The sequence below is a fragment of the Fibrobacter sp. UBA4297 genome, from assembly GCF_002394865.1.
Classification (GTDB): Bacteria; Fibrobacterota; Fibrobacteria; order Fibrobacterales; family Fibrobacteraceae; genus Fibrobacter.
The window spans coordinates 16924-41520 of sequence record NZ_DGUZ01000005.1; the positions used below are offsets into that span (position 1 = coordinate 16924).

Below are 24597 nucleotides of genomic sequence, written 5' to 3' on the forward strand. Positions count from 1 at the left end.
CCTATCCTAAAAATTTGTGCAGGACTTTTTTGAGTTTTTCAACATCAATGGGTTTTGCGATGTGCTCGTTCATGCCGGCATCCATAGCGGCCTTGCGGTCTTCTTCAAATGCGTTTGCGGTCATCGCAACAATCGGGACATGCTTGAAGTAATCGTTGCGCAAAGCCCTTATCTGACGGGACGCCTCTAGACCATCCATCACTGGCATCTGCACGTCCATCAATATCATGTCGTAGGCGCCCGGCTTTGCCACCTTGAGCATTTTCAAGGCGACACTTCCATCTTCTGCAGTATCAACGACAAGTTTCATCTCTTCAAGAACGGTCTGAGCAATTTCGCGGTTGAGCTCGTTGTCTTCGACAAGAAGAATTTTCTTCCCGGCAAAATTGCAAAAGACATCGCCCTCATCCTTCACTTCTTCTTTTAACATGCCAATGGCACGCGCGAGGACATTGTGCATCTCGGAGAGGAACAGCGGCTTACTCATAAACGCATTCACCCCCGCCTCGCGTGCCTCTTTCTCGAAGTTTGCACAATCATAAGACGCCATAACGACTATCAGATTTTCATGGCCAGGAATCATGCGGATTTGTCGGACGGCATCAAAGCCATCCATATCCAGCAACAGGTCGTCCAAAACAACAACAGAATACGCCTCGCGCCGATCGATGGACTCTTTTATCCGCAACACGGCTTCCTTGCCATACATTGTCCATTCGGCACGCATCCCTAAGCGGCGCAAAAGATTTGTTGCACTCGAACATGCGTTGTAATCGCTAGCGACCACAAGAGCACGCGCGTTTTGCAAAGAATCCAGCTTCATCATGATCACGGACGTATCCTGAATTTTCAGATTCAAGCGGATAATGAATTCCGTTCCCTGATTCGGGGCGCTAATGACATCAATGCGGCCGCCCATCATATCGACAATTTTCTTGGTGATGGACATCCCAAGTCCGGTGCCCTGCGTCTTGGAAATCGTCGAGGTGCGTTCACGTTCAAACGGTTCATACAGGACATTCAAGAATTCCGGACTCATGCCGATGCCATCGTCCTTGACATGGAACTCATACGTTCCCGTTTTTTCGCCTTTCCCGGTCTGACGGACAAACACGTGGATATGACCGCCAACAGGCGTAAACTTGACCGCGTTCGAAAGCAAGTTGATTAGCATCTGGTGCAAGCGCAGCTTGTCACAGACAACGTGTTCATTCTCAATGTTAAAAGTGTCCATATAAAGGTTCTGCTGCTTGGCGCTTGCCTGGCCCAAAATAATCGTATTCAGGTCATGCATAATTTCGGACAAGTTGCAATTCACTTCTTCAAGACGAATCTTGCCCGATTCAATACGGCTCATATCGAGAATATCGTTGATGAGCGACAAGAGATGCGTACTCGAGACAACCGTCTTTTCCAAATAGTTCTTGACCATTACCGGGTCTTCGAGGTTGTTCAATGCCAAATTTGTAAAACCGATAATGGCGTTCATCGGCGTGCGGATGTCATGCGACATGTTCGAAAGGAACATCGTCTTTGCGTTGTTCGCCTTTTCGGCCTGCACAAGAGCCTGTTCCAGAAGTTTCTGCTGTTTTTCAAGTTCCAGTTTCTGTTCCGCAATTTTTGCATCGAGTTCCATCTTCTGGGCGGTCATATTGTCGATGAACATGAATGTCATGACAAAACTTATCGGAACGCCATTTCGACGTTCAATCACAAAAGACGTCACACGGCGCCATTCTCCCTTCAGCGCCCTATAATTGAATTCGCGCTTGTCGTCATTGGCAAGGTAGGCACGCATAAATTCAACATCCGCCATGTGCTCCCACATTTCACGGAATTCTGGAAGAACCTCCTTGCTGAATTCAAGAACGACACTGCTATACTTGGCGAAGCCGCCATAAAACTTCGCTTTTTCATAGACCGTCGAATCGCGGACACTGCGGACCGTATCGTCTTCTAGACTTACAAAATAAACGGCAAAATAATCTTCATAGAGTTTGCTATCCACATAGCGGCTCAGGATTTCGGCATCCTTGTCGGCAAAGCACAGCACCACAGCTCTTGGCCGCCCGTTTGCAGCCCCAACTTTTACGTACTTCATCTCGATATAGCGGGTGCCGTTGCCCTCGTACTTTCGGTACTGCGTCGTAAACGACTTCTGGTTTTCAAGTTGAGCCTTGATGTTTTCAATGGACGCCGCTGCGGCCACCCGTTTCCGGTCAAGCTCATAGACAAAACCGTCAACGTACATTTGGAATAACTTAGAATAGCAGTTTCCGTTTGAGAATATTTCTCCAAACTTTGTTTCTGTATAGGAACTCATCGTGTACGGCGTAAACGTATCTGTTTCGAGGTCAATGTAATAGACAGAAGAATACTCTGTTGCAAGCACATTGATAATTTCGAAATTGCGTTCCATATCGCGTTCGCGCTCTTTCCTTGCCACTACTTCCTTATTGACATTAGCGACAGCGATGATGACATGGTCATCGGCAGCCTTGGAGCTCAGCACATTGAGACGATAATACTGCACATCGCGATTTACGGTAAGGCGATATTCCACAGAAAATGACTTTTCTTCCGCAAGCCGTTTCAGCAGCTTTTCCTTGTTCATGGTTTCGGTAATCTTGTCAATGTCTTGCGGATAGATAATCTTCTTGATATCTCTTGAACATTCATCAAAGAAGTGCTTGCCGGACATCAAAAGCTTCAGCTTGATGTAGCTGCCTTCTTGACTGAATACGTCATACGATTCGTCTTTCAAGTTCACGTAGTAGATGATTTCGTACTCAATACTCAGCGCATTTGCAATTTCGGAAAATTCGCGGTTCATGGCACTTGCCCGCATTTCCTCGTCGCGGTCCGCAACAGCCACGACAAACACAGACAACTTCGCACCAGAAACACGAACAAACTTCATCTCGAAATAGTGACCAAACTTATCCTGGTAATCTATTTCAAAATGACTTTGCTTTGACAACTTTTCTCGGATACTTTGGACAGACGCCAACGTCAAAAGGCGATCGGCATCTCTATCACATACAATTCCTTTGGCGTATTTTTCGAGCGCATCGGAATATTTTGTATCGCTATGGATTTGCTTTTCAAAGCCGCTATGCGTCTGGGACTTGATGTACGAGAGCATCTTTTCGGATTCAAGGTCAATGCGGTAGAGTACATTGTATTCCGAGGCCAGCGCCTGAATGATGTGGTACCCTTCTTCGACCTTCATGCGTTTGCGGATTTCGTCATCGACGTTCAAGAAGCTCAAGGCGATGTGGTCGTCATCGCGGCCGCGGGTGACTTGCAGCTTGCAGTAGCGCTCCTTGTCAGTTGCAATTTCACGTACCACGTACGAAAAACTGCTCTCTTTTTTGAGGCGCTTGCGGATATAATCCGGCGACACGAGATTTTTCAGCATTTCCCGGTCATCGGGGTGGACATCTTCGGAAATAAACTTCTGGAGAGCTTCAACGGCATTTTCGCCATTGCCATACTTTTTTTCGATGCCCTTCTTGCGATAGTAAACGACATACGTATAATCCAGCAAATTGACATAATATGCCGAAATAAACTGCTCGTAAAAGATTTCCGTGAACAGTTCAGCGTATGCAGCCTGATTCTCACCATCACTCATAATTGCTCCCTTTCTGCAATTAATTAAAATACATCAATTTTACGTTTAGCGATATAGAGAGTTCTATAAAAAAAGGAATTTTTTGCCTTTGCACAGGTAAAGAGGATGCGCGCGGGTATGGTAAAAAAAGAACCTTCGAGGGGAACCTCGAAGGCCTTTGGGTATTTAAGGCTCCCCGTTTGGTTTAGGGGAGTTATGGATTAGGAATCCTTTTAGCGAGAGATACGGACAGACTTCACGGCGCCATTCTGGACAGAGCGGAGCATGTAGATGCCATTGTTCTTGACATCGCTAGAGCTCTTGAGAATCTGGACTGCTTCGCCCATGGAGTAAGCGTTCATGCGGCCAAGACGGACACCGTTTGCATCGAAGACGTCGTAGCTGCCAATTCTCGAAGCCTGATACTGGATTTGCGGCTTGATGGAAATCGGACCCGGTTCATCACCTCCCTGACCCGGATTGTCGCCACCCGGATTGTCGGCAACTTCACCCTTCACGAAGTTGATATAGTCGATGTCGAAGTACTGCTGAGTCACATCCATGCGGAGCACGTGCTTACCAGCCGGGAGTGTCACCTTCTTCTTTACGTCGGAGAATTCATCGTAGCTTGTGCCAGTGACTTCGAATTCAGCGAGAGACTTGCCATCGAGGGAGAGCGTAAATGCGCCCGTGCCTTCGGTTGCAACAGAAGCTACTGCGGTGTAGTCGCCAGCTTCGGCAATGTTGATGGTGTATTCGTACCAGTCACCCGTAGTGTTGTAGCCGAGAGCAACGCCAGTAGCCTTCTTGTAAAGGTCTGCACCGGTATCCTTGCGGTAGTCAGAGTCGCCATGGTTTTCGAAATCGTCGCCATAGGATTCATTGCTCGTACCGTCTTCGTTCTTGCCCTGGCCCGGCTTATCGAAATCTTCGACTTCAATCTTGCCCGGAACAGCGAGAGCTTCGCCCTTGAACGGTTCCTGCGGAACAGGGTCAACCGGAGTGAGAACACCTGTATTGAGGCCAGTCGTGTTCACGCCCTTGTTGCTCTTGAGGTACTCCCTCATCCACTTCAAAGCGGCGCGGTCCTGGCCATTCTTGACAATGCCGGAGCAGCCACTCGCAGTGCCGTTACAGTCGAGCCAAGTGCGACCATAAATGTAGCCCCAGATGGTAATGCCGGCAATGTGTTCGTTTTCCATGAAGTGAGAAATCTGTTCGGAGTAGCACTGCTTCTGGATATTGTCGTCGGTAGTTGCAATGTCGTATTCGCTGATGAACATCGGGGTCTGGGTCTTGTCCCAAATTTCCTTGAGCACACTCTTAAGGGTGTTGATGTTCAAGCAGACGCCGCCGCCACCGGTACCACCAGCGCCACCGCCCTGGCTCATCATGTCGTGGGCCTGCAAGCCGTATGCGTCAACCGGAGCACCGTTTTTCTTGATGGTCTGGATAAGCTGAATGCCCTGATCCTTGTTCCACTGGACGGTATTATAGTCGTTATAGATAAGGATTGCCTTCGGCCAACGTTCGCGCGCCATCTTGAAGGCGGTCGTTACGAACTGGTAATTGCCACCATTATCGCCACCGAGTGCCGGAATGATGTTGTTGTTCTTGCCATAAGGAGAATGATAGCTGTTGTTACCCGTGCGGATAGCTTCGTTCACCACGTCGATCATTTCGAGATCGGGGTAATGTTCCTTGACCGCATCGAACCAGGCGGTAATCGCCTTCTTCGTTTCGTCTGTGCTAAGGCCATTGAGCCAGTTCGGATACTGGGAGCCCCACACCAAAGCGTGGAACTTGAAGTGACCCCCGTTCTGCTTTGCCCAGTTATAGGCAGCATCGCAGGCACCCCAGTTGTAACGGCCACGAGTACCTTCGACGGAACCCCACTTACAGCCGTTTTCGGCCGTAGCCTGGTTCCAGAGCGCAGTAAAGTCTGAGCCGACACTATTACTCTGGGTAATGTTACCAATGAACTTGGCCGCGCCATCGGCAAGGCCTGGACCTGCGTAAGAACTTACTGCACCACCCAAAAGTGCAGCAGCCAATAAACCTTTCAAATATTTTGATTTCATTTTCCACATCCTCATAGGTTAAGAGTCCCATACAACCATTATAAACATATCCTTGTTTTTAGAAATAGCCTCAAAAAGTCAAATATTTATCATTGACAAAATGTCCATAATGGAATTTTTACAAAGCCGAGGTGACATAGTAAAAAAAGGACCTTCGAGGAGTGCTCGAAGGTCCTGGGGTATTTTAGACTCCCCCATTCGGGGAAGTTATGGATTAGGATATTTTAACGGGTCACGCGGACGGACTTTACCATGCCGCTCTTGACGGAACGAAGCAGGTAGATTCCCTGGACCTTGATGGCGCTCGTATTCTTGAGGGTCGTCACGGCTTCGTCTACGGAGTAGGCGCTCATGCGGCCGAGACGGACGCCGTTCATGTCAAAGACATCGTAATCGCTGAGAACCGGGTAATTCATGCGGAGGTTCGACTGAATGGCATCTGGAATTTCTTCTTCGATCGGTTCGGGGTCGGTCGCGTCCTTGCCCTTCACGAAGGTGAAGTAGTCCACGTCAAACCAGGCGCCCGTTACGTCCATGCGGAGCACGTGCTTACCAGCCGGGAGAGTCACGTTTGCCTTGACCTTGTTGTAGTCATCGTAGTTTTCTTCACCTTCCTTGGCAGCAGGGACAGAAATCTTTTCGGTAAGCGCCTTGCCATCGAGAGAGAGTTGGAAGCTGGAGGTAGAACCCGCGGCAGCCACGGCGGCAAACATCGTGTAGTCGCCCGCTTCCTTCACGTTCACGGTCCATTCGAGCCAGTCGCCTTCGCTGTTGTAGCCCACGATTACACCGGTCGCCTTCTTGTAAAGGTCAACGCCCGTGTCCTTGCGGTAATCGCTATCGCCGTGATTTTCGGAATCGTCGCTATAGGACTGGTTGCTCGTACCGTCTTCGTTGATGCCCACACCCGGAATATCGAAATCTTCGGCTTCGACCTTACCCGGAATGGCAATCGGTTCACCCTTGAACGGAAGCTGCGGTTCAGGTTCAACCGGTGTGAAGGTCACGTCGTTCTTGCCCTTGCTCAAGTTCTTGGCGAAGTAGTCTTCGAGCCAGTTCATGGAAGCGCGCTTGCGGCCATCTTTTTCGATGAGGCCGGTGTTTGCAACCCAAGTAGAGCCGTTGATGTAGCCCCAGATGGTGATGCCAGCAACCCACGGCGTTTCCCACATGAACGGGATCTGGTTTGCGTAATCGTTCTTTTGCTTGGTATCGTCGGCTTCGCCGATATCGTATTCCGAAACGAGGAGCGGGAGGCCCGTCTCGTTATGGATACGGGTCATCTTGCTTTCGAAATCGGACTTGCTCATGCCCTTACAGTCGTGAGCCTGCTGACCGTAGGCATCGACCGGAGCGCCATTCTTGACGATGGTCTGGATAAGTTCGATACCTTCGTTGATCTGCCAGGAGAGCGTGTTGTAGTCGTTATAGATAAGTACAGCCTTCGGCCAACGTTCGCGGGCCATCTTGAAGGCATTCGTGATAAAGTCATACTGGTGTTTGCCATTCACCACGCGGTCACCGCCAAGGGCTTCGATAATGTAGGAGCCGCCGCATTCGGTATCGTCGGTACTGTGGCCTTCGGCACCTGCAGCAGGCTTGCCGTAACCAGAGTGGTAGTTGTTACCCGCCCAAATAGCTTCGTTCACCACGTCAATGTATTCGAGGTCCGGGAACTTCGCGGCAACGGCATCGAACCATTCGGTGATGTACTTTTTGGTGAGTTCTACGGTAATGCCCGGATTTTTCTTTTTGCAGAGGAAGTTCGGGTACTGGGAACCCCAAACGAGGGCGTGGAACTTGAAGTGGCGTTCGCCCGGTTTTTCCTTGGCCCACTTGTAGGCGCTTTCGCACTTGTCGAAGTTGTCCCAGGCGAACTTGCTTGTACCGCTGTTGCCATTAGAAAGGGAATGGATGGAGCCCCACTTACAGCCGTTTTCGGGTGTAATCTGGTTCCAATATTGAGCAAAGTCGCTACGAATCTGGCCGCCCGTAGTGATGTTACCCAGGAATTTTGCACCGCCATCGGCAAGGGCTGCGTTAGCAACGGAGACAAAACCAGCAACGGCAACTGCAGCCAAAGAGAGAGAAAGTTTTCTCATATACCTAATCCTCATACACGGTTAATACCCATAACCATTCTAAACATATCCTCTTTTTTGAAAAGTGCTCCAAAAAAGCAAATACTTATCATTGATAAAAAATCCATAGTGGAATATTCGTAATGGAGATGCCCGATCATCCCCGTCATCCCCGTCAAGCGAGGACAGGCGCGAGGACAGGCGTCGGGCATGACAGGCTTCGGCGGGCATGACTATGCTTACTTGATGCGGTGGCCGGTGAGGTCGAAGTGGCGGCCATTTTTCTCAACAAAGAGCTTGTTGTTTTGGATGCGGAGGCGCGGGAAGGAGTTTTCGAGAGTGCGCACGGAGGAAGCGCGATTTGCGCGGATTCCGACCGTTTCTTCGCATTTTTCGCCTTCGCAGAAGCGAATATTGTCGATATTCACGTAATTGCCCACAATTTGCATCTTGAGGACGTGTTCACCGGCTGCAATTTCACCCAATTTAGCTTGCACGGCGGTATAAGTCGACCAGTCTTCGCCCTGTTTTGCAATAATGCTGTCAGAAACAGCCTTGTTGTCGATAAAGAGCTGCACGCCCGCCTTTTCTGATGCGGTCGCCATCTGGACGGCAACGCTGTATTCAGCCGTTTTTGCCACATTGACGGTATATTCAAGCCATTCGCCATCCTGCGTGTAGCCTAAAGCGTAGCCCTTCGAGAGGTCTGCGGAATCAAGGACAACGATGTCCACGGCATCCTTGCGGTAAGCACCGCCTTCGTTTGTGGAAGACTTGTCGTAGAACGAGACGCGGCTACCGCCGAGGTCGTAATTTTCGGCTTCGAGCGTGCCCGGAATAGCAATCGCCTTGCCAGCAACCGGCTTTCCGTCTGCATCAAAACCGCCAAACGGGTCCTGTTGCGGGGGCGTCGTTTCGACCGTATCGGCCCATGCCATTTGCATGCGGTCCACACCGGACTGGTTCACAATCTGAAGCTTAATGTTTGCGCCCTCGCCCGTGCGCTTGGTCATGCTGTACCAGTCACCATCACGGAGGCCCGGCCAGTAGAAACTGCCCATTTCCCATTCGCGGAGCTGGTCCGACATGCCGCGGATGTAAGCGGTGAAGTAGTTGGTCGGAGCCTTGTTGTAATCCTGATAGTCGTAATGCACGCCCGCCTTGTCGCCAGGACTCATGGCGCCACCCCATTCCGTGCAGACGGTGCGGTCGATGTACTTGCCGACCTTGCCCTTGAAGCTGTTTTTCCAGCCCTGTTCAGTGGTGATGCTCATGTTCCAGAACGTGTATTCATGAACGGCAAAGAGGCAGCCTTCAAAGCGCGGGTCGTCGGCAATATCCGGGACGTTCCAGGCGAGGCCGGAGCCATCGAGCAAAATGTGGTCGCGCGGGACGTTCGGAAATTTCTTGAGCCAGTCCGCATAGAGATTGCGAAGGTCCGTCTTGTTATACATGTGCGGTTCGTTGAAAATTTCAAAGTAGGCGTTCGGATGGTCGCCGTACTTTTTCACGACGGTTTCCCACATTTTCCACCAGTCGTTCATGTTCTTCGGGCCGGCTGGTTGCGCGGGGCCCCAATAGCCAATGACAATGCGTCCCTTGGAAAGACCCACGTCAATAACGCCTGTATAAGTGTTCCAGAACTTGAGTGCAGTCGGCTCGTTGATAGGAATGCGGACGCTGTTCGTGCCGAACAGCTCCTGGAACTGCCCGATGACGCGCTCCGCAACGACAGAAGCCGATTCGTAAGTGTCCGAAAGGTTCATGCCCGAAAGCACGAGAACGTCCGAGACGAAGTTGTCGCGCTTATCCGCCCAGTTGACTCCGCGGAACTGGCTTGTGACAGCAAACAAGTTCACGCAAAGGACAAATACCAAACCAAGAACTCTCTTTTTCATGAGATCCTCCCTTTTTTTATTAACCTACTATCCCCACCCATAAATGTATGCTATTGGATGTGGAATGTCGCATGCGTGAATGCAAGTTGTTTTGTCAATTTATCAATAGGAAGAATCTGTAATTGCGAGTGTGTATGGCGACCCCGGAATAAATCCGGGGAGACATAGCGAAAGAAAAATTAGCGTGATTTTCAGGAGTCAACGATATTGGATATTTTTTAAAAAGTATGGGAAGAGCAGGCAAGTAAGTTCCCGTATGCGCGCCCGTTACAAAAGTTCCATCAAGGTTTTGATAAATATAAGATGTTCTAGACACAGTCGCAGAAGCTATCTTAAAGTCTAAACCTTTTTCTCCAGCCCAAAGGTCACCGTCTAAGACCCAACGGGTAACCCATTCGCCAAGGGGCGTTTTAGTAAACATCGTAATGCCTGTGGAATAAGCGTCGCCAGAACATTCATTGTTTCCAGTAAATTTTAGCATGGATATCAAGATTATCTTTTTTTAAAGGTCCTTGATTATCCCACAGGCAATCATAACTATAATATTTTTTACAACCTTCTAATATCGAAAATGAGTATCTACTATCCAGTATAAGATTTCCATATACAGTTTCTCTATCACACTCATACAAAGATAAACTACACCCCTTCATCACGTTTACGTCAACGGAATCGCCGCGAACGGTATAGGAATTAATTATTCCAGAAAGGTCGATGTCGTATTTCTTTTCAACGTTGTTGATATCGATAAGGGATATACTTGCGCGTTTATTCGAATCAAGAACCAAATCAACACTAGTGTTTTGATTAAGCTCTGAATGAAAATAATTTTTTCTTACAATTTTTATTTCATTTTCTTGCACAAATTTATACTCAAACCCAGCAACACAACCATAATCATCAGGAACAGCTACAGGTCCAAAAGAAAATTTCACATCACAAATAGAATCAAAAGGACAGATAATCCTAATGAAATTTGTCATTATTCCATGCTCTTTCATTATATAGGAACATTCCCCCTCACCTGGATTTCCCCCGGTTGCAGGCATATCACACGCCACAAAACACAAGACTATCGATACAAGCAACATCCATAATTTTTTCATATATCACCTCAACAGAAGTATGGGAAGAGCCGGTAAGTAGGTTCCCGTATGCGCTCCCGTTACAAAAGTTCCATCAAGGTTTTGATAAATATAAGATGTTCTAGACACAGTCGCAGAAGCTATCTTAAAGTCTAAACCTTTTTCTCCAACCCAAAGGTCACCGTCTAAGACCCAACGGGTAACCCATTCGCCAAGGGGCGTTTTAGTAAACATCGTAATGCCTGTAGACTGGGCGTCACCGGAACATTCATTTTTTCCAGTATATTGTAGCAGATATGTTTAAATCATCCTTTTGGAAGGGACCTTGATTATGCCAAAGGCACCTGTAACTGCTTTCTTTATCACAACCTTCTGTAGCAAGAAACGTATATTTACCATCTAGCAATTGATCTCCATATACAGTTTCTTTATTACAATAGTACAATTTAAAACTACACCCCTTCATCACGTTTACGTCAACGGAATCACCATGGACCGTATAGGAATGGATTATCCCGGAAAGGTCGATGTCATATTTCTTTTCAACGTTGTTGATATCGAAAAGAGATATACTCGCACAATTATTCGAATCAAGAATTAAATCAACACTGGTATTTTGACTAGGCTCCGAATAAAAATAATTTTTTTTTACAGTTTTTGTTTCATTTCCTTGTGCAAATTTATACTCAAATCCAGCAACACATCCATAATCATCAGGAATAGCAACAGATCCAAAAGAAAACTTCACATCACAAATAGAATCAAAAGGGCAGATAATCCTAATGCCATTTGTCATTATTCCATGCTCTTTCATTATATAGGAACATTTTCCCTCACCTGGATTTCCTCCGGTTGCAGGCATATCACATGCCACAAAACACAAGACCACCGATACAAGCAACATCCATAATTTTTTCATATATCACCTCAACAAAAGAATAGGAAGTGCAGGGAGATAGGTTCCCGTATGGTTTTCATTTTTGCAAACACCCCATGACTTTTGAGACATTTACTCTTCGCAGATACAATAATATAATTTTTCATGATCATTCATATCATTTATTCTAGAAGATGGTGCGAATTACATGGTTTCAAAACGACATTTGTATGGATTCCCACTCTCGCGGGAATGACGATGGGAAAAAGCCCCGGACTTTTGCAAGTCCAGGACCTTTGTGAGTGAGGAGGAAAGATTATTGCGCAGCCCTAGATCCTTCGACTTCGCTACGCTGCGCTCAGGATGACAATTGTGTATGGTGACCCCGTCCCGGCACAAGGCCGGGATGACATAAAGCGCGGGGTGGCAAGCTTAACGGACAGTGAGTTTCATGGTCTTTTGCATGGAACCACTCTTGACGATGGCAAAGTACATGCCCGGCGCAAGAGGAGCGCCAACGCCAAATTCTGCGAGGCCTTCACCGTGGCCGCGCCGCGAGCCAATGAACTTGCCGTTCACACCAACAAGATGGACAACGTAATCATTTGCAGGGGCATTCACCATCAGCGCAATGGATGCGTGAGAGTACGGCACGCGACTTACGGAGAGTGAAGCATTACGCATTTTGGCCTGCGGGAGTGCCGTCGGATCAGCCTTTAAATTATACCAGTCTACGTTGCCAAGGTACGTATCTTCGCCGGTGTATGTAAACGTGAGTTTTTGCTTGCCTGCCGAGAGCGCAATCTTCGTAGAAGCTTCGTACCAGTCGTTCCAGCCTTTGGACTTTGTAGGGTCAACAGAGAGCGTTCCGAGAATCTTACCCGTAGAATCCGTGACCGTGATGACACTTTCTTTTTCGGAGCCTGTTGCAACGCGGCCCGTCAAAACATAGCTACCCGCAGCCGGAACATTCACGTAGTACTGCGTCCAGTCGCCATCATTAATCCAACCGATGTTCGGAGTGCCAAGAGAATCTTCTTCAATTTGCACGCCATCCATAGCCACGTAATTTTCCGCTTGGATTTTGTCCGTAATTTCGAGTGGTTCAAACGGTGCGTTTGTCACCTTGAGGTTACCATCGAATTCGTAGACTTTGCCCGGAACGGTCGAGGTCGAGAACTTGTTAGAACCGGACACTACATTCAGCGTGCTACCCACGAGAGACTTGATTGCAACATAGGTAAGCTTGCCGCCCTTCCATGCCATGGAATCAATTTCAAAACCGCCACGGGCGCGGATGCCCTTCACGGAGCCGTTTGCCCACTGCGACGGGAGAGCCGGGAGCAAATTGATCCTGTTGTTGTGGCTCTGCATGAGCATTTCGTTCACGCCGGAGACAGCTCCGAAGTTACCGTCAATTTGGAACGGCGGATGAGCATCGAACAAGTTGTTGTAAGTTTTGCTCGGCGTAAGCAGCATGCGAATCATCTTGTAAGCGTGGTCACCATCGTGCATACGTGCCCAGAAGTTGATTTTCCAAGCGAGAGACCAACCTGTCGCATCGTCGCCGCGCTGCTGGAGCGTAACGCCTGCGCCCTTGATTAAGTCCGGAGTTTCTTCCGGAGTAATCTGAGCACTCGGGAAAAGGCCGTACAAGTGAGAAATGTGACGGTTCTTGTTATTCGGATCGTCCCAGTCCTGGAGCCATTCTGTAATTTGTCCATACTTACCGGTCTTTGTCGGCGGCAAGCGCTTGACGGTCGCTTCCATTTTGCCACGCAGTTCTTCATCGACGCCGAGAATCTTGGAGGCTTCAATCGTGTAGTTCAGCACATCGCGGATAATCTGGTTGTCCATCGTCGGACCAAAGCAAACGTTATAGCCACCATGGTCATTTTCCGGGGAATCGCTCGGAGCGGTGACTAAATACTTGTTGCCCGTAGTCGGTTCTTCGACGAGGCTGTTTACGAAGAAGAGTGCAGCACCCTTCATTGTTGAATAAACGTCCTGCAGGTACGCCTTGTCCGTCGGATTGTAGAGGAAGTGTTCCCAAAGGTGGGTCGTGAGCCAGCCAGCACCTGTCGGCCAAAGTCCCCACGCACCGTCAATCGGAGCAGAGCGGTTCCAAAGGTCGGTATTGTGGTGTTCTACCCAGCCTTCATTTACGCCCCAGTGCACCTTGGCGGTCTTTTCGCCCTGCGGCACCATGGACTTGATTTTGTCAATGAGCGGCCAAACGCATTCTTCGAGGTTGCCGGATTCTGCCGGCCAGTAGTTCATTTCGAGGTTGATGTTTGTCGTGTACTTACTGCCCCATATCGGGTTCGTGTCCTTGTTCCAGATGCCCTGCAAGTTGGCCGGCTGGCCACCCTTACGGGAGCTTGCGATGAGCAAGTAACGGCCATACTGGTAGTGAAGTTCTACGAGAGACGGGTCGTTCGTGGAATTGAAATTCTTGACGCGGGTAGAGGTGATATCGCCTGCGCTCTTGTCAGCCGTGCCAAGGTCGAGCTTAACGCGGTTGAAAATGGTCTGATAATCCTTGAGATGTGCAGCAAGTAAATCTTCATAGGATTTCTTGGCAACTTTCGACATGATGTCGGAAGCGATGGCACCCGGATCACCGCTCACATCGTTATAGGACTTGAAGTTTGTAGCGGTCGTGAGGATAAGCGTTGCGCTATTTGCGCCCTGCACGTTGATGTTGCCATTGGATACAGAAACCGTGCCACCATCGGTAACAACAGTCAAGCGATTCTGAAACTTGATGGAATTGACCGTGACATCGTAAATGAGCGTGTTGCCGCTGGAGGTCATGCGGTTATTGCGATGCGGCGTGGTCATGGTTGCACCAAAACTCACCGAGCCATCCTTGTCCGCAGACAAGTGAACGACAATCACATGGTCCGGGTAGCTAGCGAAATATTCACGGGTATGCTTGACGCCGCCCACCGTGTAGGTTGTCTTTGCGATTGCAGTCTTGAGATCAAGTTCACGGCGGTAATTGGAAGAACCCTTGTGCGAAGTAGAAATCACAAGGTCGCCCACCGGCTGGAAACTTGCAGGACCTGGACCAATCATGTACTGGCTCACGATGGATTCTGCGGTGCGGTAGTCGCCACGCCACAAGGCGTCACGGGCGTCTTTCAAGTGGTTTGCAGCACCCTGCTTATTGTTGTCGCCAGGGCCGCCCGACCAGACCGTACTTTCGTTAAGGCCGATGTAATCCTTTTCAACACCACCGTAAATAAGGCCACCCATGTAGCCGTTACCAATCGGGAGTGCATTCGTGAATTCAGAACCAGCATCGCTGTTGTACCAAAGTGTAAGCGGATTGTCCGTTGTTGCAAAAGTGCTTGTAAAGCCGACAGCGCAAACAAGCGCTGCAGAGCAAAGGATTCGGCTTGCTAAAGATTTCTTTATTCTAAACATAACGTTCTCCTCATAACCAAAACACACCGTTTTCATAGATCCTATCGAGTTCTACGAACTCTCCAGGATGACAGTTTTCCCTTATAAAAAATACCCCTCGGAGAGGGGATTTCATATAGGTTTAGAATTCTTCTCATTGATTTTTTATCAATGGGCTTCAATAAAAAAAGTCATCGCGGGGCGCTGTTAGAAGCCTCGCGATGACAGTTCTTCAATCGATTATTTCTTACTTCTTGACGGTGATGCGGAAGGCTTGGCCACCGTTCTTGGACTTCACGATATACACGCCGGAATTCTTGACGAGTCCAGACGTAATCGCATGGAGGTCTTCGACACCGCGAGTCGTAAACGCACCGACCTTCTTGCCCTGAGCATCAAAGACATTGTAGTTCTTTTCTGCGACAGAGAGGTCACGAATCTTGCCCGGGAGCGCTACAGGAATAAGCCCTTCCGTATCAGGATTTGCACCTTCCGTAATGTCCTTATCCGGCTGATTTTCGTAAATCTTGTCGATTTCCTTTTGGCTATATGGTGCAGGCGGAATTTCCTTGTTCCAGCCAAAGTTCTTGAAACCAAGCAGCGAGTATTCCGTCGGGTCGTTCAACTGCTTACGAATCGGCGCAATGCGGAACTTGTGAGAGTATTCGCGATTGGCATTCAGGCGGTAAGCGTTGAGCGGTTCTGCGCCCCAGGAGTTGATGCCACCGACACCCATTTGGTGCAAGTCCACACGGAGCGTGATATCCTTGTCGCGTTTGAGTTCCCACGGGAGCTTCACATTAGTGAGCTGTTCCGGAGTGTAGTGCTGGGCGCTGAATTCCATGCGCGGGTTACCCACAATCATAAGGCCCTTGCCCGTCTTTTCGTTTGTAAGTGTCGCCCACTTGACATCGGTGCGCTGGCCCGTTTCGCCAATTTCCATGTACATGACGGTCATAGAGTCTGCATACGTCGAATAAAGTCCCATGAAGCTACCGCGGTTACGTCCGATGTAGTTTTCGTCCGGACCACGACCAAAGTAACGGACCTTTTCGTAACCACCAGGAACAGTAAAGAGCGTACCCACGTTTGGCAAATAGCTCTTAGACCCATCTGGATTGAGCGTGTATTCCACAACGATATCGCCACTGCCGTAAACCGTGTACGTAAGCTTCATGCGGGTGCTGCCGACATCCGGGAAACCGAAATTGAACGTCACCTGCGTTTCGCGAGCGGAAACTTCCTTGACTTCGGAAGTGACAGAGCGGTTGTTGCTAGCCTTGCGCCATTCGCCATGGCCGCGTTCCATGTTGAAGCCCTTGTCGTTATCAATCGGGGCGCGCCAGAAGTTCGGACGGCCGCCGTTCTTGATAATCGTATCGCCATCAAGAACGTAGCTTGCAAGCGTACCGGACTTTTCGTCAAACTTAATCTTGAAATCAGAGCCTTCAATCGTGAGACCATTGTTCTTAGAGACCTTGTGGGCCTCCATGGTGCTCACATCAATTTCAGTAGACCAGAGCTGGCCTAAATCAATGCCGAACTGTTCATGACCGATGCTGTAGCCCGCCTTAGCCCAGAGTTCATCTTTTTTGAGGCGGAAATCGATATCCAGGAAGTACTCGGCACCGACTGTCGTTTCAATCTTTGGCATGTCAATCGTTACGGTTTTCTTCTGGTTCGGACCGATGTTCATCTGTGACCCGTCAATCTTACCTTCCTTAATGACCTTGCCGTTTTCCTTAATCTGCCAGAAGGCATCGAGGAAGTCGCCAAGATTCTTGTAGAGGTAGCGGCTTTCAATTTCAATCTTGCCCTTTGCGGCGTCTACGTTATGGACACGAACTTGACTGTACTGGTACTTGACTTCCCACATTTCCGGCTGGATTTTACGATCGGGGAACACGAGACCGTTAGCGCAGAAGTTGTCGTCGTTCTGCCAGTCGCCCCACATACCGCCAAATTCGAAGTACGGAGTTCCCTTGTGGCGCAGGCCCTGGTCAATGAAGTCCCAAATGAAGCCACCGAAAGAGCGCGGGTTACCGTAGAAGGCGTCCATGTATTCCTGCAAATCACCCACAGAGTTACCCATTGCGTGCTCGTATTCGCACAACATAATCGGCTTGTTGGCATCGCGATAATTCTGGACAGCATCTGGACCAAAGTACATCCAGCTGTTCACATCGGCATTGTTCCAGTCGCCTTCGTAATGCACATAGCGAGTGGAATCGATCTGGTGAGCGCGTTCACGTTCCGAGGCAAACACGTTACCATTACCCGCTTCGTTACCGAGCGACCAGAGAATAATAGACGGATGGTTTTTGTCGCGCTGCACCATGGTATTCATACGGTCTACAGCCGGAGCGCGCCAGTCGTCGCTGTTCTTCGGGAGGTCATTGTTTGCACCGTGACTTTCGACGTTAGCTTCGTCAATCACGTAAATACCGTACTTGTCGCAGAGATCGTACATCACCGGATTGTTCGGATAGTGAGACATACGGAGCGCGTTGATGTTGAAGCGCTTCATGAGGATAATGTCTTTTTCCATACGATCGTAAGTCACAGCACGGCCGTTATCCGGATCAAGTTCGTGACGGTCCACACCATGGAACTTCACAGGCATGCCGTTTACGTACAAACGCGGAGCACCATTGTCTTTCTTGATTTCAATCTTGCGGAAGCCAATCTTGTTACTTTCAACTTGGAGAATCTTGCCGTCAGCATCCTTGAACGTGAGCACTGCGGTATAGAGGTCAGGCGTTTCAGCAGACCAGCGCTTCGGAGAAGAATACGGAATTTCGAAGTGGACGCTCTTTTCGGCACCATTCGGACCAATGCCGGAAACCTTCTGGGAAGTCGGCTTAATCACTTCGGCACCGGAAGCATCGTACAAAGAAAGTTCCACGGTGTAATCGCCAGACTGCTTGCCCGTAGAATTGTAAATCCAAGCGGTCGTCTTTAAGAGACCGTCCTTGTAGTTGTTCGTAAGAGTCGCATCAATCTGGAAGTCCTGAATATGGACCTGCGGCACAGCGTAGATATACACATCGCGCATAATACCGGAAAGACGGATAAAGTCCTGGTCTTCGAGCCAAGAACCGTCGCACCAGCGGAACACCTGCACAGAGATGTTGTTTTCGCCCTTGCGGAGGTACTTATTGATATCGAATTCATGACCCGTGAAAGTATCTTCACTGTAGCCGACATAATTGCCGTTCACCCATACATAGTAAGCAGATTCAACACCTTCAAAGTGCAAACGGATGCGCTTGCCATCCCAAGTTTCGGGAACCGTGAACGTACGGCGATAATGACCGACCGGGTTAAAATCCGTCGGAGCATACGGTGCAGAAACGCGGTTGTTCTGGGACCACGGATAAATAACGTTCGTGTAAATCGGATGATCGTAGCCTAAAAGCTGCCAAGAACTCGGAACCTTGATTTTATCCCACTTGGAAACATCATAGTTGTCCTTGTAGAAATCATTGTTACGCTGGCTAGGCTTATCGACATGGTAAAATCTCCATTCGCCCGAAAGCGTCTGGTACCATTCCGACGCGTGACGGTCGCCCTTCACAGCCTCTTCAACCGTGGAGTACGGCATCGAAGTCACATGCGGACTCAAAGTATTCACACCAAAAATTCTCGGCTTGCCATTCCACTCGTCGTTAGGCTGGGCAAACGAAGATGCAGCCAACACAAGGCCAGCAGCCAAAACCAAAGACAAACTAGAACCAAAGTTCATAAGTCCTCCCTTATCATATTCCTAAAATCAAAAATACCCCCAAAACAGGGGTATTTTACAAGTGATTTTGCTAATTTCGTGGATATATTGTCAAAGGGAAGGTACCTTTACGACTTTTTATGGAGCAATTTGGAAAGGCCTAATCAAACAAGCGCCAACACCTCTAAAACAAAATTTAATTCTCTTAATTTAAAGAATTATAAGCCAAATCACATATTAAACTATTAATTTAAATGAATTAAAAGTTGCAAAACACAAAGAAATATATTACATTTACTATAGAAAAAGGAGGGAACATGACAACATATTCCGCACAAACAGACGAATCCGCACTCGCACTGATCGGGAAACGCCTAGCCGCATTCCGCATCCGAAACAACTGGACGCAAGCACAACTCGCCGAACAGTCGGGAGTAAGCAAAGGAACCATTGAACGCATCGAACGCGGCGATTCCGTGCAGATCGTAAATTTCATAAAAGTTCTGCGCGCATGCGGAATGCTCGAAAGCTTTTTGAGCGTCTTCCCGAACGACTTACCCTCCCCCATGCAACTTTTGTACATGGGAAAAATCAAGAACCGCAAACGTGCAAGCACACCACGCAAAAACACCGCAAGCATTTTAAAAGAAAATTCCGCCGAATACAACGCAGGCGACCAAACTAACGGCACACCCCAAACGCCCTGGGTCTGGGACGAAGACAAATAAAGGTACATCATGATTGCGGTAGAAGTTAAACTCTGGGGAACGACAATTGGAGCGCTTTCGATGATGGAAGGCGAAAGCGTCGCACGTTTTGAATACGCACCAAACTTTATCGGAGCTGGCATCGAGCCATCTCCTATAGTCATGCCGGTTTCTCGACAAATTTACTCGTTCCCGACACTGTCAAAGACGTTTCATGGACTGCCGGGACTTTTTGCAGACTGCATTCCAGACAAATTCGGCAATAGCATTATCGACTCGTGGCTTTTGCGACAGGGGCGTGCGCCAGAAAGTTTCACGGCGCTTGAACGCTTGTGCTATACGGGCAATCGCGGCATGGGCGCATTAGAATTTTTGCCGTTGCAGGGGCCAAATTCTGCGACAGACGATTCTCTGAATGTTGAGAATTTGAGAATTTTTGCGGCAGAAGTTCTAAACCAGCGCAAACGTTTTTCAACCAAAGCGCTCAGCAAAAAAGGCAGCAAGTCTTTTGAGGAAATTCTCAGGGTCGGTACGTCTGCAGGTGGCGCACGCGCAAAAATTCTCGTTGCCTACGACGAGGAGAGCGGAGAAATGCGTTCGGGGCAAGTCGCAACCGATCCGAGATTTGGCTATTGGCTTTTGAAACTTGACGACGTCACAAACAACCGCGATAAAGAAAACGCAGATATTTTCGGATACGGAGCCATAGAATTCACCTACTCGCAAATGGCAAAACTCGCAGGAATCGACATGACCGAATGCAGGCTGTACGAGTGCGCAGGCCACAGGCATTTTATGACGAGACGATTCGACAGACTTGCCGGCGGAAAGAAATTACACTACCAATCGCTTTGTGGCATCGCCCACTACGATTTCAACATGCCAGGAGCTTACAGTTACGAACAAGCTCTAGACATTATTAAAAGACTTGGACTCGGCTATGAAGCGCTTGAAGAAATGTATCGGCGCGCCACATTCAACATCTGCGCTCGCAACCAGGACGACCACGCCAAAAACATCGGGTTCTTGATGGACAAGCGAGGCATGTGGACATTGGCACCCGCATTCGATATGACGTACGCCTACAATCCGCAAGGCGCATGGACAGGTTCGCACCAAATGACGTTCAACGGGAAGCGCAGCGGATTTAAGCTAGACGACTTCAAGGCAGTCGCCAAGTTTGCAGGATTGAAGCAAGGGCGTTACAAGAAAATTCTTGCCGAAGTTGAAGACTCTGTAAGGGAATGGCCAAAGCTCGCGAAGCAAAACGGAGTACACGCAAGGATTGCCCGAGCAATTGCCGGAGTACATGAGTTTATTTTGTAAAAAATGTCGCCCCGGCACTGCGGCCGGAGTGACATGTAAGAAAAATGGCGACCCTGAAGGTCGCCATTTTTTTGAACATTTACCGGTCTTCACCCTAGCGGGTTCAGAATGACGCACTCGTTATTTCACGAGGACGCGGAAGGTCTTGGACTGGCCTACGCTGCGGACCATGTACACACCCGGCACAAAGCCTGCGGCGCGGATGGACTTTGCAACGCTCTGACCGTTCACTTCAACATTGCCGAGGAACTTGCCGGTCATGCCAAAGACTGCGTAAATCTTTTCAGGAATCTGGAGTTCCACGCGAGCCTTCGTAAGTGCAATAGAACTTTCTTCGCAATCAAAGCCCATGCAGAACTTGAACCAGTCCACGTTCACGAAGTTCCCGACAATCTGCATTCTGAGTACATGTTCGCCCTTCGGGATTTCCTTGGTCTTTGCTTCAACCGTAGAATAATGATCCCAATCTTCGCCCTTTTCGGCCTTGATGACATCGGTAATTTCCTTGCCATCAACGTAGAACTGGACGCCGACATCATCAGATGCCGTAGCCATGTTCAAACGAACCGTGTATTCAGACGCAATCTGGTTATCGATAGTGTATTCCACCCATTCGCCATCTTCGGTGTAACCGAGAGCGAAGCCCTTAGACGTGTCCGCAGAGTCAATTTGCACGATGTCCACTTCATCTTCGCGATAGGCACCGCCCTTGTTTTCGCGGTCGTTATCGTAAAAGGCCTTGTTGTGACCACCGACATCGTAATCTTCCGCTTCAATCTTGCCCGGGATTGCAGATGCGACTTCCTTGAACGGGGTCTGCGGAACAGCAGTCTTTTCGCTTTCCATATACCAATAGTCGAAATCGAAACCACCCTGCTTGACAACAAAGAACAAGTCTTCAACGCCTGCAGCATCCTTCAAGTCGAAGGTGTTTTCTTGCCAGCTAGAACTTGCCGGGATGTTCATTGTTGCAAGTGTTGCACCTGTTTCGGACTTGGCATGGAGTTCAATCTTACCGCCATTACCTCTCGTGCAAACAATGATGCGGTCTGCGCCATCACCCATGTCCACGGAGCGAACCTTTGTATAGAAGTTCGAACCCATGTTGGTGAGGTAGACGTTATCGCCCTGCTTTGCCACATGCTTGATGATGGTGTATCCACCGCTCTTGTCGACGTTGATGCCACCGACCCAAGACTTCGTTTCGGCTTCAACGCGCGTGAACGGGTCAAGGTTCTTAATCGGCTTCTTGACGCCATCATTCGTAGACTTGATGGTCGGAATCGAACCGTCAGCATTCCAGGTAAATTCTTCAACTGCAGTAGAACGGCTATAGCCACCGCCACTCACGTTCTTCTGGTTGTGATAGAAGAAGAAGCTACGCCCCTTGAAGTCAATGAGACCGGAATGGTTTGTGAACGCAGTACCGTTGCCCTGATCCATGATGACGCCGCCCCACTTCCACGGACCCGTCGGAGAATCACTGGTGGAGTAAGAAATCTTTTCGGGCACGCCATGAGAAGCGTAAATCATGTAATATTTTTTGTCGCGCTTGTGGATCCACGGACCTTCAGTGTAAACGGAGTTTCCGCTCGGAGAGAAGCCACGACTCATATCCGTCACCTTGATATCGCCATCGAACTCAATCATGTTTTCTTTGAGCTTGGCGTAATAGAGCTTCGGGTTGCCCCAATAGAGCCATGCCTGGCCATCATCGTCAATCCAAACGGTCGGGTCAATGTAATCCCAGTTCGGACCTGCAAGATGCTGACCATTACGAGCATCCTTGAACGGACCTTCCGGCTTGTCGGCCACAGCGACGTTAATAGCGCGGCCACCGCGAGTCGATTCCACAGTCACGTAGTAGTAATATTTGCCATTGCGACGAACAACTTGAGCAGCCCAGTCACCGTTTTTCTTGGCATTGCCACCAAAGCTTTCATTCGTGAGGATGAGTTCGCCCATATCGGTCCAGTTCACCATATCGGTGGTGCAAGAGACGCGCCAACCGTGCATGGTAAAGAAGGAACCGCCTTCGTCGTTTCCCGTGTACACGCAAACGGTATCGCCAAACACGACCGGAGCCGGATCCGGCGAATAGTACGTCTGGATAATCGGATTTTCAGCAAGCGCATTGGACGCAAAACCAAGTCCAAACGCGAGCAAAAGTTTATTTGTAAGTTTCATAGTCATCCCACTCCAAAATTATTTTACCTGAATCATCTTGCCAAAGGTCTTGTTCATACTCTGGACAAAGTAGACTCCAGACCCAAAGTTCTTTGTCTGCATAGCCTGCATCACAGAAGTCGTTGTCGGCATGCCCATCACGCGGATGACGCCCATGTGCTGGCCACGGACATCAAACACGTTCAGCGTGGAACTGCGAGAGATATCCATATTCAAACCATAACGGACATTCGGCTTGATGGAAATGATTTCATCCTTGGACTTGCCGAACTTGATCCAGTCGATGTTCAGGTAAGCACCCGTGATGGCCACGCGAAGCACATGTTCACCAGCTTCAAGAGCAGTAGTCTTACCTTCGACCATGTCGTAAGTGTTCCAGTCTTCGCCCTTCGGGGCAACAATTGTATCGCTAATCGCCTTGCCATCCAAGAAGAGCTGGAAGCTAGAGCCTTCGAGACCAGAAGCCACGTTTGCAAGGAACACGTATTCACCAGCTGTGACATTCACGGTGTATTCCATCCATTCACCAGCCTGCGTGTAACCCACAGCGTAGCCCTTAGACTTGTCCGTAGAATCAATCTGAGTGATGTCCACGCCATCTTCGCGGTAGACGCCGCCTTCGTTCACAAAGTCCTTGTCGTTGAAAGAAATGCTCTGGCCGCCTTCATCGTAATTTTCCATTTCGATAACGCCTGGAATTGTCATGTTTTCGACAAACGGAGCCTGCGGAACCACGTTGGAGAAATCCGGAAGCGGGATGGTGTTGATGCGATCCCCGATGTTTTTGAATTCGCCCTGGAGGCCAGCAGCTTCGGCAACAGAAGCGATGTAGCCACCGTTGTTCTTTTCGGTAAACTGACCCGGAGCGTTACGGCCAACGCCGCTCGGAGCGTTCTTGTAAGAGTTGTTTTCGACAGCAAAGCCACTAGAGCCTTCGTCAAGATAAATCGGCAAGATCCAGTAATCCGACCACTTGGACTGGGACATATCATGGATGTAGTTTTCCTTGATTTCGCTACCCGTGCCCTGGTTGCTCAATGTATAAATCGGACCGGAGTCGCAAAGTAAACGGGCAATGTGGTGGATGTTGTTCTTATTAATTTTGTTGTTCGTCATGGCTGTTTCGCTCTTGGTCCAGCCATAACCCACAGAGATACCGGAATAGTTTGTATAGGACACTTCGTTATTTTCGATGACGACATAACGCGGATACCCGGCGGCAATGCCCACAGCGCCCTGATGTTCATTCGTCACGTTTGTCACGAGGTTGTAACGGATTGTATCGCGGGTACTGATTTCGTCCTTGTCCTTCGGGTTGTACGGGATGTGAATTTCGGTCGTGGAGTCTTGAGAGAACTTGCCGAGCATAATACCGCAGCCGCCGATTTCATAGAATACGTTGCCTTCAATCACGTCATCATTTGTACCAGAGACAAAGTCAAGACCAGTTGCAGCCATCTGCGTGAACGTGCAATTCTTGATTTTGAAATGGTGCGCATTTTCGACGCGGAAACCAGCATCCGGACGCCAGAGGAGGAACTTGTTAGAGCCAAGACGGCCGTTTTCAGCCATGACTTCGATGTTGAACATACTTGCCTGCAAAT

12 protein-coding genes are annotated in these 24597 nt (G+C 49.0%); 2 read left to right on the forward strand and 10 right to left on the reverse strand.

Features of this window, described 5'->3' with window-relative positions:
- Position 1: 1 nt before the first annotated feature.
- The 8 genes from B3A20_RS01910 to B3A20_RS01945 form a co-directional block, all read right to left on the reverse strand.
- On the reverse strand, positions 2-3637 hold the full coding sequence (locus tag B3A20_RS01910) for a response regulator (protein ID WP_290761246.1): 3636 nt from the start codon (positions 3635-3637) through the stop codon (positions 2-4).
- A 212-nt stretch (positions 3638-3849) separates the two neighbouring features.
- Positions 3850-5697: an endo-1,4-beta-xylanase gene (locus tag B3A20_RS01915; protein WP_290761248.1), complete on the reverse strand. Its 1848-nt coding sequence runs from the start codon at positions 5695-5697 to the stop codon at positions 3850-3852.
- A 224-nt stretch (positions 5698-5921) separates the two neighbouring features.
- A complete protein-coding gene (locus B3A20_RS01920) occupies positions 5922-7799 on the reverse strand; it encodes an endo-1,4-beta-xylanase (RefSeq protein ID WP_290761250.1) in 1878 nt (625 codons plus the stop codon).
- A 218-nt stretch (positions 7800-8017) separates the two neighbouring features.
- Positions 8018-9676, reverse strand: coding sequence for a cellulase family glycosylhydrolase (locus B3A20_RS01925; RefSeq protein WP_290761252.1), 1659 nt, complete (start codon positions 9674-9676; stop codon positions 8018-8020).
- 455 nt (positions 9677-10131) lie between these two features.
- On the reverse strand, positions 10132-10782 hold the full coding sequence (locus B3A20_RS01930; RefSeq protein ID WP_290761254.1) for a hypothetical protein: 651 nt from the start codon (positions 10780-10782) through the stop codon (positions 10132-10134).
- A 247-nt stretch (positions 10783-11029) separates the two neighbouring features.
- Positions 11030-11680 (reverse strand): hypothetical protein, encoded by a 651-nt coding sequence (locus tag B3A20_RS01935; RefSeq protein WP_290761256.1) that lies wholly within the window; start codon positions 11678-11680, stop codon positions 11030-11032.
- Between the two features lie 390 nt (positions 11681-12070).
- On the reverse strand, positions 12071-15070 hold the full coding sequence (locus B3A20_RS01940; RefSeq protein ID WP_290761258.1) for a glycosyl hydrolase family 95 catalytic domain-containing protein: 3000 nt from the start codon (positions 15068-15070) through the stop codon (positions 12071-12073).
- A gap of 226 nt (positions 15071-15296) precedes the next feature.
- Positions 15297-18794: a glycoside hydrolase family 2 TIM barrel-domain containing protein gene (locus B3A20_RS01945; RefSeq protein ID WP_290761260.1), complete on the reverse strand. Its 3498-nt coding sequence runs from the start codon at positions 18792-18794 to the stop codon at positions 15297-15299.
- A 296-nt stretch (positions 18795-19090) separates the two neighbouring features.
- Here B3A20_RS01945 and B3A20_RS01950 point away from each other — a divergent pair, with 296 nt between their 5' ends.
- Together B3A20_RS01950 and B3A20_RS01955 are read left to right on the forward strand one after the other, a co-directional pair.
- Positions 19091-19501, forward strand: a complete 411-nt coding sequence (locus B3A20_RS01950) for a helix-turn-helix domain-containing protein (protein ID WP_290761262.1) — start codon at positions 19091-19093, stop codon at positions 19499-19501.
- A 9-nt stretch (positions 19502-19510) separates the two neighbouring features.
- Positions 19511-20806: a type II toxin-antitoxin system HipA family toxin gene (locus tag B3A20_RS01955; protein ID WP_290761264.1), complete on the forward strand. Its 1296-nt coding sequence runs from the start codon at positions 19511-19513 to the stop codon at positions 20804-20806.
- A gap of 120 nt (positions 20807-20926) precedes the next feature.
- Here B3A20_RS01955 and B3A20_RS01960 read toward each other — a convergent pair whose 3' ends face one another.
- On the reverse strand, positions 20927-22993 hold the full coding sequence (locus tag B3A20_RS01960) for a family 43 glycosylhydrolase (RefSeq protein WP_290761266.1): 2067 nt from the start codon (positions 22991-22993) through the stop codon (positions 20927-20929).
- A gap of 18 nt (positions 22994-23011) precedes the next feature.
- Positions 23012-24597: carbohydrate-binding protein (locus B3A20_RS01965; RefSeq protein ID WP_290761268.1), on the reverse strand; the 1586-nt coding region annotated here is incomplete at its 5' end.